At 66.2% G+C, this 14,528-nt stretch carries 14 protein-coding genes; all 14 read right to left on the reverse strand.

Features of this window, described 5'->3' with window-relative positions:
* Nucleotides 1–892 precede the first annotated feature (892 nt).
* Genes E4K64_RS13600 through E4K64_RS13665 form a run of 14 tightly spaced genes read right to left on the reverse strand, consistent with a single transcriptional unit; the run spans nucleotide 893 to nucleotide 14,417 of the window.
* Nucleotides 893–2,260, reverse strand: coding sequence for a sensor histidine kinase (locus E4K64_RS13600; RefSeq protein WP_135163977.1), 1,368 nt, complete (start codon nucleotides 2,258–2,260; stop codon nucleotides 893–895).
* Nucleotides 2,253–3,689, reverse strand: a complete 1,437-nt coding sequence (locus E4K64_RS13605) for a sigma-54-dependent transcriptional regulator (RefSeq protein ID WP_028135622.1) — start codon at nucleotides 3,687–3,689, stop codon at nucleotides 2,253–2,255. The genes E4K64_RS13600 and E4K64_RS13605 overlap by 8 nt, the downstream gene beginning before the upstream one ends.
* Nucleotides 3,686–5,386 carry a hydrogenase maturation protein gene (locus E4K64_RS13610; RefSeq protein ID WP_135163978.1) on the reverse strand — a complete coding sequence of 567 codons (1,701 nt, stop codon included), beginning with the start codon at nucleotides 5,384–5,386 and terminating at the stop codon, nucleotides 3,686–3,688. Before E4K64_RS13610 ends, E4K64_RS13605 begins: the two co-directional genes overlap by 4 nt.
* 9 nt (nucleotides 5,387–5,395) lie before the next feature.
* A complete protein-coding gene (gene hypE, locus E4K64_RS13615) occupies nucleotides 5,396–6,436 on the reverse strand; it encodes a hydrogenase expression/formation protein HypE (RefSeq protein WP_135163979.1) in 1,041 nt (346 codons plus the stop codon).
* Complete coding sequence (hypD, locus tag E4K64_RS13620) at nucleotides 6,433–7,575, reverse strand: hydrogenase formation protein HypD (RefSeq protein WP_135163980.1); 1,143 nt, start codon at nucleotides 7,573–7,575, stop codon at nucleotides 6,433–6,435. The genes hypE and hypD overlap by 4 nt, the downstream gene beginning before the upstream one ends.
* Nucleotides 7,572–7,808, reverse strand: a complete 237-nt coding sequence (locus E4K64_RS13625) for a HypC/HybG/HupF family hydrogenase formation chaperone (protein WP_135163981.1) — start codon at nucleotides 7,806–7,808, stop codon at nucleotides 7,572–7,574. The genes hypD and E4K64_RS13625 overlap by 4 nt, the downstream gene beginning before the upstream one ends.
* Nucleotides 7,808–10,069, reverse strand: a complete 2,262-nt coding sequence (hypF, locus tag E4K64_RS13630) for a carbamoyltransferase HypF (RefSeq protein WP_135163982.1) — start codon at nucleotides 10,067–10,069, stop codon at nucleotides 7,808–7,810. Before hypF ends, E4K64_RS13625 begins: the two co-directional genes overlap by 1 nt.
* Nucleotides 10,066–10,980 carry a hydrogenase nickel incorporation protein HypB gene (hypB, locus tag E4K64_RS13635; RefSeq protein ID WP_135163983.1) on the reverse strand — a complete coding sequence of 305 codons (915 nt, stop codon included), beginning with the start codon at nucleotides 10,978–10,980 and terminating at the stop codon, nucleotides 10,066–10,068. Before hypB ends, hypF begins: the two co-directional genes overlap by 4 nt.
* Nucleotides 10,980–11,321, reverse strand: a complete 342-nt coding sequence (gene hypA, locus E4K64_RS13640) for a hydrogenase maturation nickel metallochaperone HypA (protein WP_135163984.1) — start codon at nucleotides 11,319–11,321, stop codon at nucleotides 10,980–10,982. The genes hypB and hypA overlap by 1 nt, the downstream gene beginning before the upstream one ends.
* The gene (locus tag E4K64_RS13645; protein WP_135163985.1) at nucleotides 11,314–12,402 is read right to left on the reverse strand and encodes a nickel-dependent hydrogenase large subunit; all 1,089 of its coding nucleotides are present in this window, start codon (nucleotides 12,400–12,402) and stop codon (nucleotides 11,314–11,316) included. The genes hypA and E4K64_RS13645 overlap by 8 nt, the downstream gene beginning before the upstream one ends.
* Entirely contained in the window at nucleotides 12,399–12,908 is a 510-nt protein-coding gene (gene hybE, locus E4K64_RS13650) for a [NiFe]-hydrogenase assembly chaperone HybE (RefSeq protein WP_135163986.1), read from the reverse strand. Before hybE ends, E4K64_RS13645 begins: the two co-directional genes overlap by 4 nt.
* Nucleotides 12,905–13,114, reverse strand: coding sequence for a rubredoxin (locus tag E4K64_RS13655; RefSeq protein ID WP_028135612.1), 210 nt, complete (start codon nucleotides 13,112–13,114; stop codon nucleotides 12,905–12,907). Before E4K64_RS13655 ends, hybE begins: the two co-directional genes overlap by 4 nt.
* A complete protein-coding gene (locus E4K64_RS13660) occupies nucleotides 13,111–13,974 on the reverse strand; it encodes a hydrogenase expression/formation protein (protein WP_135163987.1) in 864 nt (287 codons plus the stop codon). Before E4K64_RS13660 ends, E4K64_RS13655 begins: the two co-directional genes overlap by 4 nt.
* Nucleotides 13,971–14,417 (reverse strand): thioredoxin domain-containing protein, encoded by a 447-nt coding sequence (locus tag E4K64_RS13665; protein ID WP_126255920.1) that lies wholly within the window; start codon nucleotides 14,415–14,417, stop codon nucleotides 13,971–13,973. Before E4K64_RS13665 ends, E4K64_RS13660 begins: the two co-directional genes overlap by 4 nt.
* Nucleotides 14,418–14,528: the final 111 nt, after the last annotated feature.

Here is a 14,528-nt window from a genome sequence, read left to right on the forward strand (position 1 = left end):
GCACCCGCGGTCCGCTGCGCGAAAATGCACACGCAGGAAGAACCGCACAGCAGCATACAGGTGTGGCCAATCACTCGGCCTTCCCTGCGCGGTGGTCGGACGGCTTATGCCGTGCTCTCCCGGGAGCCGAACTTTCCTTCTGGCCTCCCTCGCCGTTCGAATTGGCGATGCCGTCCACCCGGTTGGGCTCGCGCGCATCTTCGATCCGGCTTGACCGTAGCAACGACGGCCAGGACCACACGGTTTTGCCGTACGCACGGCCCGCCATGTCGCCGCAGTTTTTCCAGCCCTGTCGACGGAGCCGGAAACTTACAGGCGAGACGAAACCTAGCAGCGCCGTTCGTCTGCACGCGGCCACGGGCTCACGGGGACACCCCGCCCTGCCCGCACCTCTCGTACCGACGCTGCCGCGTCCACCGCAAGCCCGGCTCGCGAACGTGACGACCACAAGATCGCCCCTCCTGGATGAGCCGGGATGGGCGACACATACGCCAAAACCGAATTTCGGTAAAGTGGAATATTTTTGCACGGATGGATTGACAGGGGGCGACACAGCAAGGTCACGATCTCCCCGATCTCGGGAACGTCCGACACGGGGACTGTCTGCAGGCTTGCTCCGCCTCTCCCGCTTGTGGGAGAGGCCGACGCGCTCGCAGAGCGCGGGCGGGTGAGGGTTCTCGCCGCGCAGGGACGTCCTCAATTATTCGCAATAATCCCTGCGCGGAAACATCCTCTCCCCAGCCCTCTCAGCGCGAGCGAAGCTCGTCGCGCCCCGCAAGCGGGGGAGGGAGCTCACTGCCGATGCCGCTGCATCCACGGACATGCGTCGGGATGCTGAGATCGTTCGCAAGAGCAACGAGGTCGGGATGTGTGCGGGCTCAGCGCCGGCCGCTCAGGCCGCCGGCAACACGAACGAGAATGTTGCGCCGCCTTCGGGCCCATAGCCTGCGACCAGCTCGCCACCATGCTCGCGCACGATGCCGTAGCTGATCCAGAGGCCAAGTCCCGTGCCCTCGCCGACCCGCTTTGTCGTGAAGAACGGCTCGAAGATGTGGCTGATGTGATCCTTGTCGATTCCCGGTCCGTTGTCCGAGATCCGGAACAGGATTTCGTTGCCCTTGCGTACCGCCGATACCACCAGCCGCGGCGCTTCCGTGCCGCGCATCGCGTCGATCGCATTCTCCACGAGATTGACGATCACCTGGTGCAATTGCCCCTCGTTGCCGCAGACCCAGAGCTCCGGCTCGATCTCCAACTGTAAGTCGATGCGCACCTGCTTGGTGCGCACGGCCCACAACACCGCGGTGTTGATGAGCCGCTCGATGTTGACGCGCTCGACCTCGCCGAGCTTGCTGAAGGACAACCGGCGCAGATTCTTCACGATTTCGCTGATGCGCACCGCGCCTTCCAGCGTGCCCTCGATCAGCGGACCGAAATCCTCCAGGATCTCATCGATGCGCAGGCTCCGCCGCTTGGCCGCGAGGTCGTCCTCCTTGGCCTCGCCGTGGACCGCATCGAGATAGGCGGCGATCGCGGTGCGATAGCGCATCAGGGTATGGACGTTGCCATAGACGAAGCTGATGGGATTGTTCAGCTCGTGCGCGACGCCCGCAACGAGACGGCCGAGGCTGGCCATCTTCTCCTGCTCGACCAATTGCCGCTGGGCACGCTGCAACTCGTGATGGGCCTTGTGCAGCTCCTCATAGGCGCGGCGAAGCTCTCCGATCGGGCGGCCCGTCAGCACCACGCCGATGAAGCGTCCGCGATGATCGTGGCGGGGAGAGGCGTTGATGGCGAACAGATCCGAGCTGCCGCCCTCGGCTGAAAACCGCAGCTCGCCGTCGACGACATCGGAGGCGCTGCGCGGCTTCAGCAGCGGGACCAGCTTGGCCCTGTCCTTGATATCGATGACGTCGGCGATGTTCCTGCCGACGATGTCCGTCACGCTGCAGCCGAGCGTGTGCTGGAACGCGGAATTGACCTGCTGCACCAGCCCTTTCGCGTCGCAGACGATGAGGATGTCGGAGACGGATTCGATGACGTTGGTGACGAAGGCCTGGGCCTCCTCCAGCTCCGCATTCTTGTGCTCGAGATCGACCTCGTAGCGGAGGAGGTCGGAATAGACCTCGTCCATCTTGCGGATGACCTCGATCCAGGCGCCCTCGCGCTCCTGATCGAGCTCCATCGCGCCACGCTTGGCGATCAGTTTGAGCAGCGTTTCGGGCTCGCTGGCTCCAGGGGGGTGCGTCACCTCAGGCATTCTTCCTCAAATCATACCTGGACAGCTTGTTCCTGAGCCCGACACGCGACAACCCGAGCTCGTTGGCGACCCGGCTGATATTGCCTTCGTACCGCTCCAGGGTGCTGATGATAACCGCCTTCTCCAGATCCTCCACCTTGTCCTTGAGGGTCGCCGAGCCGTTCAATTTGCCCTGGATCGCCGCCGCCGGCGGCTTGCCGTTGCGCCGGCCGAGCAACGGCGGCGCCTGCAATTCGTCCGCGTCCGCCAGCACCACCATGCGCTGGATCTCGTTCTGCAGCTCGCGGACGTTGCCCGGCCAATGATACCTGGCGAACGCCTCGAGCGCGGACGCGGCAAAGCGCAGGCCCGGCCGGTTGAAGGAGGTCTTCACCGACGACAGCACCCCTTCGGCGATCAACGAGACATCCATCGGGCGCTCGCGCAAGGCCGGCATGTGGACGGGAAACGCCGCCAGGCGATAGTAGAGATCGCGCCGGAAGCGGCCGGCCTCGACCTCGGCTTCGAGATCCCGGTTGGTCGCCGCCACGACACGGACGTCGACCTTGCGCACCCGCTGCGCGCCGAGCGGCCTGATCTCGCTCTCCTGTAGAACGCGCAACAGCTTGACCTGGAATGCCGGCGAGGTCTCGCCGATCTCGTCGAGGAAGATGGTGCCGCCGTCGGCGACCTCGAACAGGCCGATCCTGTCCTGATAGGCGCCGGTGAAGGCGCCCTTCTTGCAGCCGAACAGCTCGCTTTCGAGCAGCTCGTCCGGCAACGCGCCGCAATTCTCGACCACGAAAGCCTTGTTGGCGCGCGCCGAGCCGTAGTGAATCGCGCGTGCAAGCAGCTCCTTGCCGGTCCCGGACTCGCCGGTGATCAGCACGGAGATGTCGTAGTCTGCGGCGCGCCTGCCGAGCTCGATCACCTTGTGCATGGGGCTTTCCGGCGAATGCACGATGCGGTCGAAATCATAGAGCTGCTTGGCGACCCCGCGCTTGACCGAGACGACCTTCTTGATATGCCCCGGCGTCGCCTTGACGTCGACGCCGGCGGTTTCCGTCTCCTTCTGCAGGCGATAGAGCTGCACCGCCTCCTTGACGATGTCGACCAGCCGCTCCGGCTGCCAGGGTTTCGTGATGTATTGATAGATGCCGGCCTCGTTGAGGCCCGCAATGATATCCTCCGAATCGGAATAGCCGGAGATGATCATCCGCACCGGATCGGGCCACAGCTCCCGCACGCGCTTCAGGAAGCTCACGCCCGACTCATGCGGCATGCGCTGGTCGCAGAGGATGGCGTGGACGATCTCGCCTTCCAGCAGCTTTTCCGCATCGGCCGCATTGCCGGCGCACAGCACCTCGAAATCCTCCCTGAGAACGCGGCGCAGCGCTTCCTGCGAACGGACTTCGTCGTCGACGACGAGAATGGTTCCCAGAACGCTCATGAGGGCACCACCACGGCTCGCTGCCGGTCGGTCGTCCGCCGCGCCCGGTGATTGGCGATGGTCAGGGGCGTGCGCGACTTCGGCACCTTGTGAATGAAGTTGTAGCGCGCGACGTGGTAGCTCGGATCGAAGCCGTAGAAATTGAGCCTCATCCGCCGCAGTTCCTCGTCACGATAGGCTTGCAGGGGCTTTTCGGCCTCGTCCGCCGCGCGGCGCCTTTTCTTGTCGGTGAGACGCGCCGCGAAGCCATGATCCGCGCCTGCAGCAGCTGCGAGTTTGACCAGGCTTTCGCGTGCCAGCTCGTCGCTTGCGAGGACACGGTCGACGATCCCGAGGCGCTGCGCCTCGGCGACGCCCATCGGCAGCCGGCACTGCGTGATCCGGGTCGCGTTCCCGGCGCCCGCGCGACGCGGCAACAGATAGGTCCAATATTCGGAGCCGAACAGATTGCCCATGTCCTTGTAATGCGGATTGAGCACGATCTGATCGCTGGCCCAGACCTCGTCGGCCGCCAGGCTCAGGAACACGCCCCCCGCCCCCGCATTGCCGCGAATGACCGATATCACCAGCCGGTCCGTGGTCTCGATGATCGCGCGCGCCAGATCGTCGATGGCGTTGATGTTGCGCCAGGATTCATCGGCGGCACTGTCGGCGGCCTCGATCTCGGCCAGATGAATGCCGTTCGACCAATAATCGAAACCACCGGTCAGGAGCAGAACCTTGGTCGGGCGCGCCAGCGCGGCGCGGTAGGCATCCAGCAGCGCTTCACAATCATCCGTCGACATAGCGCCGTTGTAGAAGGAGAACAGCAACTCGCCGACCTCGCCGTGCTCGCGATATTGAATCGGAGCATAGCCGCAATCCGGCCGCCGCGGCAGGCAGGCTGCCTGCCCGGCGAAAACCTTTGCCGCGGATCGCTTCAGGCTCTTCGGCGCAAGCTGCCGCACATGGCCGATCCAGACTGCTCCGTCGACCGTCGCACGGGCCAAAGCGCCATCGCATTGGGCCACGATCGTGCCAGGAATGCCGGAGATATCCTGCGCTTCATGGACGTCGAACAGCCGCACGTCCTGGAAGAACAGGCTGTCGACCAGGCCCGGCATGCCGTCGGCGCTGTTGATCTTGCGCAGCACGGTCTCGGTCGTGTCGTGCTGCCAGTCGATCGCCCGGTCCGACTGGCGGCAGGGCCCGCGCACGCGGATGCGTGCGTCGTTCGCACGCATCGGCTGCGGCGTCGGCCGTCCCGCTTCGATCGCGTCGACGGCTTCCAGCACCGCTTCGACCGCGCATCGGGTCACCTCGTTGCGGTAGATGCTGGATTTCGCAGCGCGCCGCATCGGGAACGTGCGGAACGCCCAGACCGGACCGGCATCGAACTCGCCGTCCGCCTGTAGCACGGTGACGCCCCACTCGGTCGCTCCGTCGAGAATGGCCCAGTCGAGCGCGGCCGGGCCGCGGTCGCCGGGCGGGCCGGGATGCACGATCAGGCAGCGCACGCTGCGCCAGACATCTTCGGGAATCGCCCGCTTGAGGAACGGCGCGATCACCAGGTCCGGCCGGCACAGCGCCACGCTTTCCCGCGTGACGTCGGCGTGGATGTCGAGCTCGACCGAGACCTCATGGCCGCGCTCGCGGAGCTCGACATGGAGGCGCTGCGTCAGGCTGTTGAAAGAATGCGATAGCAGCAGGATACGCATCGGGATCCCTCAACAAATCCGCGGCAATTGCTCGCCCGACAACCAGTCGACGATCCGCCCGCCGCCGAAACTCGTCGCCATCTGCACGAAATGATGGTCGTCGGCGACGGCTTCGCCGATGTCGGCGGCATCGCGGCCGAGCGGATGTGCCCGCATGGCGGCGAGCACGGCACCGGCGATCTCGGGCGCGACGATCGCGACCAGCTTGCCCTCGTTGGCGACATGGAGCGGATCGAGCCCGAGCAATTCGCAGGCCGCCGCCACGCCCGGCTTGACCGGGATCTCCTCCTCGCGAAGGTGAAAGCCGAGCCTCGATTGCTGGGCGATCTCGTTCAGCGTCGCGGCGAGCCCGCCGCGGGTGGGATCCCGCATCAGGCGGATACCGGCGCCGCCGGCTTCGACCATCCTGGCGACGAGATCGTTCAGTGCCGCCGAATCCGACACGATCTCGGTCTCGAAGGCGAGATTCTGCCGCTTCGACATGATCGCCACGCCGTGGTCGCCCAAGGTGCCCGAGATCAGGACGCGATCGCCGACGCGCGCGTTCTCGGCCGACAGATCGAGCCCGTCGGGGACAATCCCGACCGCTGATGTCGAGATGAACAGGCCGTCGGCCTTGCCGCGCTCGACCACCTTGGTATCGCCGGTAATGATGTGAACGCCGGCCGTGCGCGCCGCCTCCCCCATCGAGTCCGCAATGGTCTTGAGGTCGGCGAAGCGAAATCCCTCCTCGATGATGAAGCTCGCCGACAGATAAAGCGGCTTTGCACCGGCCATGGCGATGTCGTTGACCGTGCCGTGAACCGCCAGCGAGCCGATATTGCCGCCGGGAAAGAACAGCGGCGAGACCACATAGCCGTCGGTGGTCATCACCATGCGCCCGGCGCCGACGTCGAAGGCCGATTGGTCGTTGCCGCGCGCCAGCCATTCATTGCCGAAGGCCTCATGGAACAGGCCCGAAATCAACTGCGCCATGGCGCGGCCGCCCGAGCCGTGGGACAGGTCGACGCAGCCGTTCCTGATATCGAGCTTGCGCTGATAGGCCTTCATGACGCCCGCCTCTGCTGGTGGTCGCGGAAGCGGCCGTAGGTCCAATGCGCGGCACAGGCGCCTTCCGAGGAGACCATGCAGGATCCCATCGGCGTCTCCGGGGTGCAGACGGTGCCGAACAGCTTGCAGTCGACCGGCTTCTTCACGCCGCGCAGGATGGCGCCGCATTCGCACGCCGGATTGTCGTCGACGCAAAGCTCGTTCATGCCGAAGCGGACCTCGGCGTCGTACTTCGCGTAGGCGCGCTTCAGCTTCAGCCCGCTATAGGGAACCTGCCCGAGCCCACGCCATTCGAACTGGTCGCGCAGCTCGAAGATGTCGGAGACCTCCTCCTTGGCGCGCAGATTGCCGTCGCGCGTGACCGCGCGGCTATACTGGTTCTCGACCTCGTGCCTGTTCTCGTTGACCTGACGCACCAGCATCAAGATCGCCTGCATCATGTCGAGCGGCTCGAAGCCCGAGATCACCACGGGCTTGCCGAACTCTTCCGCGAAGAACTCGTAAGGCGCCGTGCCGATGATGGTCGAGACATGCGCCGGCCCGACGAAGCCGTCGATCTCGACGCGGCCGATGCTGCGGATATCAGGACTCTCCAGGATGTTCTGCATGGCGGGCGGGGTCAGCACGTGATTGCAGAACACGCTGAAGTTCGAAAGCTGCTTCTTCTCGACCAGCCGGATCATCACCGCGGTCGGCGGCGTGGTGGTCTCGAAGCCGATGGCGAAGAACACGATTTCGCGCTCGGGGTTTTCCTGCGCGATCCTGACGGCGTCGATCGTGGAATAGACCATGCGGACGTCGGCGCCCCGTGCCTTCGCCTTCAGGAGCGAGGCGCCCTGCGAGCCGGGGACGCGCATCAGATCGCCATAGACGCACAGGATCACCTCGCTGCGCTCTGCGAGCCGGATCGCCATGTCGATGCGCCCGGCCGGCAGCACGCAGACCGGACAACCGGGTCCGTGGATCATCCGTACGTTGCTCGGCAGCATGTCTTCCAGGCCGTAGCGCGAGATCGCGTGCGTGTGGCCGCCGCAGAACTCCATGAAACGATACGGCCGCCCCGGATGGGTCTCCGCGCGAATTGTCTTCGCGAGCCCCAGCGCGATCTCCTTGTCGCGAAACTCGTCGGCATATTTCATGGCGCCCCCCCCTGTCCCTCGAGGCTCAGCTCGCGCAACAATTCGAGCGTCCGCCGCGCCTCTTCCGGATCGATCTTGGTCAGGGCATAGCCGACATGGATGATCACGTAGTCCCCCACCGCAAGGTTCTCGATTAGGGCGACCGAGATCTCCTTGCTGACGCCGTCGATCGAGACGATGGCCATCTCGTCGGGCAGGAGTTTCGTGACCTCCGCGGGTATCGCGAGACACATCAGGCGGTTCCTTCCAGATCTTGCTGTTCGAGGAGTCCCAGCGCGGCAATCCAGGCCTGGCCCAGGCTGAGGCCGCCGTCGTTGGGCGGCATCTGGCGCGGCAGCAGCGGGGAGAGGCCGGCTGCGATGCAGCCGCGCTCGATCTCGTGCGACAGGATCGCGTTGAGGAAGCATCCGCCGCTCAGGGCCACGGTGCTGATGCCCGTCGCGCGCGCCGCGCGGCCGATCCAGTCGACGCAGGCCGCGGCAAGCGTGCCGTGGAGCAGCTCGGCGCCTTCGGCCGGATCGATGGTCCCGGTTGCCAGGCGCGCGAACAGCGGGGCCAAGGACAGCACGCCGCGCTCGATCACCCAGCCCTCTGGCGCGATGCGCGGCGTGCGCACCAGGGCCTCCAGCTTCATCGCGGCTTCGCCCTCGTAGCTCTGCACCGGGCAGATGCCCAACAGGCCCGCTGCCGCATCGAACAACCGGCCGGCGCTAGTCGTCGTCGGCACGCCGGGCTGGTCCAGCACGGCGCCAAGGCGCGAGGCCTGCGGCTGCGCATTGAACCGCGTCGCGATCGCATCGCCGCGTCCCAGGCCATGCAGCACGCTCGCGCCCATGCGCCAGGGCTCGCGCGCGGCGCGATCGCCGCCCGGCATCTTCATCGGCGCCAGATGTCCGAGCCGCCGGAAGGTAGCGCCGTCGCATGCGAGAAGCTCGCCGCCCCAATTGCCTCCGTCGCTGCCGTAGCCGAAGCCGTCGAGCACCAGGGCCAGCGCCGGTCCTGCGATGCCATGTTCGGCCATCACGGAGGCCGCATGGGCGTGGTGGTGCTGGACCGCAATCAGCCGCTTGCCGCTGGCCTCGGCGAAGAGCGTCGAGGCCATGTTCGGGTGCAGGTCGTGGGCAACGACGACCGGCTCGATGTCCAGCGTCGAAAGCAAATGATCCACCGTCTCCTCGAAGAAGCGGACGCCTGCCGCAGTGTCGAGGTCGCCGATGTGCTGGGAGACGAACGCCTCGTTGCCGCGCGTGACCGTCACCGTCGCTTTCAATGCCCCGCCGACCGCCAGGATCGGCGGCACCGACCGCGCGAGGCGAACCGGCTCGGGCACGTAGCCGCGGGCGCGGCGGATGAATTGCGTTCGGCCCGCGACCATTTCCACGACAGAATCGTCGGCACGGGTGACGATGTCGCGGTCGTGCGTGACGATGAGATCGGCAATGCCGGCAAGGCGTCGCTCGGCTTGCCGGTTGTCGATCAGGAGCGGCTCGCCGCCGGGATTGGCGCTGGTGGCGACGATGGCCCAGCTTGCGCCGGCCCGCGCGTGCGCCGCGTTCAGTGCAGCGAAGATCAGGTGATGGAGCGGCGCGACCGGCAGCAGGACGCCGAGACGCGACAGCTCCGGTGCGATGGCCGGCGCGAGCCGATCGCGCGATCTTAGCAGCACAATGGGCCTCGGCGAGCTTTCCAGCAGCGCAAGCTCGGCAATGTCGGCGTCGGCGATATCGGCAACCGCGTCCACCGCACCGACCATGACGGCAAACGGCTTTTGGTCGCGCTGCTTGCGCTGCCGCAACCGCCGCACGACCTCATTGTCGCGCGCATCGCAGAGCAGCTGATAGCCGCCGAGCCCCTTGATCGCGACGATCTTGCCACCGGCGATCGCGGCGGCAATGTCCGCAATCTCGTGGCTGAGCCTTGGGCCGCATGCCGGACAGGCGATCGCCTCGGCATGGAACCGGCGGCTGTCGGGGTTGGCATAATCGTCCGCACAGGCTCTGCACATCGCAAAGCCCTTCATGGCCGTGGCCGAACGGTCGTAGGGCAGCCGCTCGGCAATGGTGTAGCGCGGGCCGCAATGGGTGCAGTTGATGAAGGGATAGCGATGAAAGCCGCTGCTCGGGTCGAACAGCTCGCGCAGGCATTCCTTGCAGGTCGCAGCATCGGCGACGATGCGGGTCGACACCCTGCCCTGCTCGCTGGCGCGGATACAGAACCCCTCGCTCGCCACCGCCCCGACCGGATGCACCGAGATGTCGTCGATGCGGGCAAGCGGCGGCTTTTCCAGCGGCAGCGCCGTGATGAAGTCGGCGGCGCGCTCGCCCTCGATCTCGATGACGACCCCGTGGGGATCGTTGGCGACAAAGCCGCCGAGACGATAGCGCGTGGCGAGGCCGTAGACATAGGGACGAAAGCCGACGCCCTGCACCGCGCCGCGCACGTGCAGACGCAGTCTCCTCACCTCGGGCGCGCGTGTCCCACCGTCCATCGTCATCCCTGCATGGCCATCTCGGCCCGCTTCGCCTTGGCCCAGCGCTTGCGGATCCAGGCATAGAACGCCGAAAACCCCTCGCCCGTGCGCGCCGACACCGTCATCACCTCGATGCCAGGGTTGACCCGCCGGGCATATTCGACGGTCCTGGCAAGGTCGAAATCAAGCACCGGCGCGAGATCGATCTTGTTGATCAGCATCAAGGACGCCGCCGCGAACATGTCAGGATATTTCAGCGGCTTGTCCTCGCCCTCGGTGGTCGAGAACACCACGATCTTGCAGGCCTCGCCAAGATCGAACGCCGCGGGGCACACGAGGTTGCCGACATTCTCGATGAAGAGGATGCCGCCGTTCAGCCAGGGCAGCCGGTCATAGGCCTGGCCGACCATGGCGGCGTCGAGGTGACAGCCTTTCCCGGTGTTGACCTGGATCGCCGCGACGCCGGTGGCGCGGATGCGTTCGGCATCGTTGGAGGTCTGCTGGTCGCCCTCGATCACCCCGATCGGAAAGCTGTCCTTCAATTCCGAGACCGCGCGAACCAGCAGCGAGGTCTTTCCGGCGCCCGGGCTCGACACCAGGTTGAAGGCAAGCACCTCGTCGGCATGGAAGCGCGCACGATTGTCGGCGGCGAGCCGGTCGTTTTTGCCGAGAATGTCGCGCTCGACCTGGATGATGCGCTCGCTGCTCATGCCGGCGATCTCTTGACCGGCCGGATTGGCGCCGCAATCGAGCACCCCCGCCTCGTCGCTGGCGTGGTCAGGGTGGTGAGGGTGAACATGGTCGTGGCCGTGCCCATGACCGTGATGATGATGATGGTGCCCGCCGTGACCATGGTCATGGTCATGAGCATGATGATGATCATGCGCGTGTTCGATAGACGCCTTGCCGTCGCCGCAGCCGCAGACCGTACACATCAGTCGACCTCCAGTTCCCTTACGCGCATCTCTTCCCCGCCCGTCACCTGCAATTGATAGCCGCCACAGCAGGGGCACGGCTCGTAGCGCTGCTTGATCTCGACGCTCCTGGAGCAGGCCATGCACCAGGCCCTTCCCGGGGTCTCGACGATCTCGAGCCTGGCGCCGCGCGCGATGGTCTGTGCGGCGACGGCCTCGAAGCAGAATTTCATCGCCTCCGGCGCGACATGGCTGAGTGCACCGATTTCGAGGCAGACCACATTCACCTTGGCGAAGGAACGCTTGCGCGCCTCCTCCTCGACGATGCCGATGATGCCTTCGCAGAGCGCCATCTCATGCATGGCCCACCTCGCGGAAGTCGAGATTGAAACCGACGCAAGGATCGAACGAGCCGACCAGCGCGCGCACCGCGTCCTGGCCGCGCCGGCCGGCAGTCAGCACCGCTCCCTTGAGGCTCCGGACCAGCGGTCCGCGGGCGTGGAAATTCCACTCGGTCGGCGCCAGGAACTCGAAATTGACGATGCGGTCCGCCTCGTCGAGCACGACGGCGTGGTAGAGCCGGCCCCGTGCACATTCGACCGCCGCAGCCCCCTTGCCCGCAGCGAGCCGATAGCTCGCGACGACGCCATCGTCGAGTTCCTCGTCGCCGCGCTCGAGCCAGGCGCAGAGCCGCGCGACCTCGGCGATGCGCGCCTGGAGTCGCGCGGCCGAGCCCGCCGCCGGCAAGACCGGTCCGCGCCGCGCCCACCGGGCCCAGACACCGGTTTCCGGAATTTTACCGCAGAGCTCCGGCGCGTCGGAATAGGCGGCCCCGTCCGCAAGCAGACGTGTAACGACGTCGAGATCGTCGGCCGCCGTCAGGAAGGATTGCTCCGCCGATGGCGGCGACAATTCCTCACCCTCGCAACGTTCGACATGGACAGCGAGCGCGCTGCCCGGCGCAACAGCCTCGCCTTCGCCGGCAATCCCCAAGCCCGCGAGCGCGGCCTTGATCTGGGCCACGGCCTCACGCCGCAAGGTCTCCGACACGCCTTCGCTGGCGCCGCCGAGGACCGTGCTCGCCTGCATCATGGCGCGCACGGCGGCAGCGCTGGCGCCGTCGAGCGCGAGCCGGCCGACGAACAGGCTCCGCAGCAATTCGGTCAGCCGCTCGGCAACGACCGCCGTGACGCGGCTGCGCGCTGCAGCCGGCGTCGCCCGCTGCCCTTGCGCGGCCTCGACCGCCGACAGGAACGCCACCTGATGTGCGACCGAGCAGAGCGAGAACAGCCGCGGCAGCACCGGAAGCAGGGACGCCGCCGGCTTTCCCGCGAACAACCGCGTCAGCGGCGGCCGGCTGCGCGGCTGGATCGCGACGTCGGCGATGGTGCCGCCGGCAAGCCACACCGTGATGTCGATCTCATTGCGGAAAGCCAGGCTCATCCGCGCCGCTCCGTCAAAGTGCCGCGCAGGAAGTTGCGCCGATCGATCGGGGTTGTCGCGGGCTCGCGGCGGCGAACTGCCTCCTCGCTGTCATCAGGCAGCATCAGCTCGGCAAGCGCCGCTTCGGCCGTTGCCCGCGCGGCAGCCATGTCGGCGAACTGGAACATCGGCGAGAACAGCGAGCAGCTCGCGATCGGCCCGATCTGCCCGATTTCGCTGAGGGCGAACTCGATGTCCCCTGCGGGAAAACGAATTCGCAAGCTCATGCCCGACGTCTCCCGCATGGCGCCCGCCGGCATCACGACGTTCATGAACCATGGCGTGACCATGATGCCGACGATCGTGCCATTGAACCGGCGGAAGCCGACCGCCTCGACGCCGAGCGCTTCGTTGTAGATCGGCAGATCGCGCATCGCGCGATCGCCGATGTCCCGATAGCTTGCGGCCAGAAGCTCGCCCCACGCGACGGCGTCCGCGGCAGCGGGATCTGGCGCGGCCGCCGTCATGCTTCGATCGCCATGAACTTGGATTTCGGAGCGTCGCAGTTCGGGCAGCGCCATTCCTCCGGCAGCGCCGCGAATGGCGTGCCGGGCGCGATCTGGGCCACCTCGTCGCCGTCGACGGGATCATAGACGGTCCAGCAGATGCCGCATTCCAGCCGCGTGGCCTCGGTGACGTCCTGGCGCACGCCGAAGTTCTCGAAGGCGCTCATTTGAAATAGGCCTCGATGATTTCCTGCAGCCGCTCGGCGGAATCCTCGAAATCCTCGTCCGCGGCCAGCGCCACGGTCGGCACGCCGCCGACTTCGAGCGTATCGAGAATGATGGTGTCCATGGCGTTGAAGAACTGCACCGACCAGACATTGCGGATGCCCGTCGACAGCACCCGGCAGGTGCCATAGCCGCGCGACACGAGCTGGATCGGTCCGTTGCGGATCGTGTCCTGCAGGAAGCTCATGTCCACCGGGCTCATCGGCAGCAGGGTGAAGTTGATGATCTGCGAGCGCATGCCGGGCCGCCAGGCCAGCGCGCGCTCGCGGATCTCGGCGAGCACCGGCAGCACGTTCATGGCGCCTTCCGGCACCGGCCCGATCTCGAAATCGGCGGACGTCAGATCGGCGGCGGCTCGCTTGACGATCTCCGGGATGGCGCCGAGTTCGAGATATTCGGAAGCAGCGTCGGTCTCGAGCCGCACGCGCCAGATTCCCGCCAGGACCGATTCCTGGATCTGGGCCAGCGATCCGTCCGGCAGCGCGACGACCCCGCCGACCTCGCCTTCGCCGAGCACGTCGGCGATGAGCTTGCTCTCGAGCTCGTTGAGGTTGGCGAGCCGGAACAATCGGGTGGGGGCATCGGCCTTCTGGCCCGCGATGGCTTGCGCGATCTTCGAGAGCAGCGCGACCGCGTTCGGGCAGCGCTCGGCAAGCTCCACGCTGTCGAGCGTGGCAAGCTTTGCCAGCGCTCCGGCCGCCGTCAGGCTGCCTTTCGATGCATTGAGACTTTCCTCGCCGATCGGAAACACGCTGACCGGTTGCTCAGCGCCTTCGGGCGCATCCCAGAATCCGACCTTCATAGCTCGACACCTTGCGCGCGATGCTGGGGAACGATGGTGACGGCGACCGCAGCGGTCTGGCCGCGCGGTCGGTCGATCAGCTTGGTGATGCGGTCGATATAGACCGACCAGTCCTGGATCTTGGCGATCAGACCCAGGGTCTCGCCCTTGGCGACGAGGATCAGCGTCGGCTGCACCCGCACGCCAAAGCGCTGGCCGAGCGCGCTCTCGTCACCGCGGGCAATGATCGCGCCGCGCAGCCGGCCGTTGAACGCGGTGATCAACTCCGGCAACACCACGGCGACGTCGATCGCCTCGGGGAAACGGTTGGGATCGCCTGCCGACAGCAGCACCGCGACCGCGCCGGCCTCATCGGCCGCGCCAAGAAAACGATCGACCGTCGCGGCGTTGACCTCGGTCAGGCCGTGCCGCGTCAGATCCTGCTTCGCCACCTGGAATTCCATCAGACCTCCCCTGCCAAGCTTATGATTTTGCTCGGGACAGGATTAGCAAGGCACATGCCAGGACATTCCAGCAGTTCTTGAGAGCTATCTCATTGATTTAGATCATTGATT

It is taken from the genome of Bradyrhizobium frederickii, from assembly GCF_004570865.1.
Lineage (GTDB): Bacteria > Pseudomonadota > Alphaproteobacteria > Rhizobiales > Xanthobacteraceae > Bradyrhizobium > Bradyrhizobium frederickii.

Coding starts and splice junctions, on each gene's coding strand:
- hybE (WP_135163986.1), bottom strand. CDS start 12,908: ATGACGGCGGCCGCGCCAGATCCCGCTGCCGCGGACGCCGTCGCGTGG.
- E4K64_RS13610 (WP_135163978.1), bottom strand. CDS start 5,386: ATGCGTATCCTGCTGCTATCGCATTCTTTCAACAGCCTGACGCAGCGC.
- hypA (WP_135163984.1), bottom strand. CDS start 11,321: ATGCATGAGATGGCGCTCTGCGAAGGCATCATCGGCATCGTCGAGGAG.
- hypF (WP_135163982.1), bottom strand. CDS start 10,069: ATGACGATGGACGGTGGGACACGCGCGCCCGAGGTGAGGAGACTGCGT.
- E4K64_RS13600 (WP_135163977.1), bottom strand. CDS start 2,260: ATGCCTGAGGTGACGCACCCCCCTGGAGCCAGCGAGCCCGAAACGCTG.
- hypB (WP_135163983.1), bottom strand. CDS start 10,980: ATGTGTACGGTCTGCGGCTGCGGCGACGGCAAGGCGTCTATCGAACAC.
- E4K64_RS13645 (WP_135163985.1), bottom strand. CDS start 12,402: ATGAGCCTGGCTTTCCGCAATGAGATCGACATCACGGTGTGGCTTGCC.
- E4K64_RS13605 (WP_028135622.1), bottom strand. CDS start 3,689: ATGAGCGTTCTGGGAACCATTCTCGTCGTCGACGACGAAGTCCGTTCG.
- E4K64_RS13625 (WP_135163981.1), bottom strand. CDS start 7,808: ATGTGTCTCGCGATACCCGCGGAGGTCACGAAACTCCTGCCCGACGAG.
- E4K64_RS13665 (WP_126255920.1), bottom strand. CDS start 14,417: ATGGAATTCCAGGTGGCGAAGCAGGATCTGACGCGGCACGGCCTGACC.
- hypE (WP_135163979.1), bottom strand. CDS start 6,436: ATGAAGGCCTATCAGCGCAAGCTCGATATCAGGAACGGCTGCGTCGAC.
- E4K64_RS13660 (WP_135163987.1), bottom strand. CDS start 13,974: ATGAAGGTCGGATTCTGGGATGCGCCCGAAGGCGCTGAGCAACCGGTC.
- E4K64_RS13655 (WP_028135612.1), bottom strand. CDS start 13,114: ATGAGCGCCTTCGAGAACTTCGGCGTGCGCCAGGACGTCACCGAGGCC.
- hypD (WP_135163980.1), bottom strand. CDS start 7,575: ATGAAATATGCCGACGAGTTTCGCGACAAGGAGATCGCGCTGGGGCTC.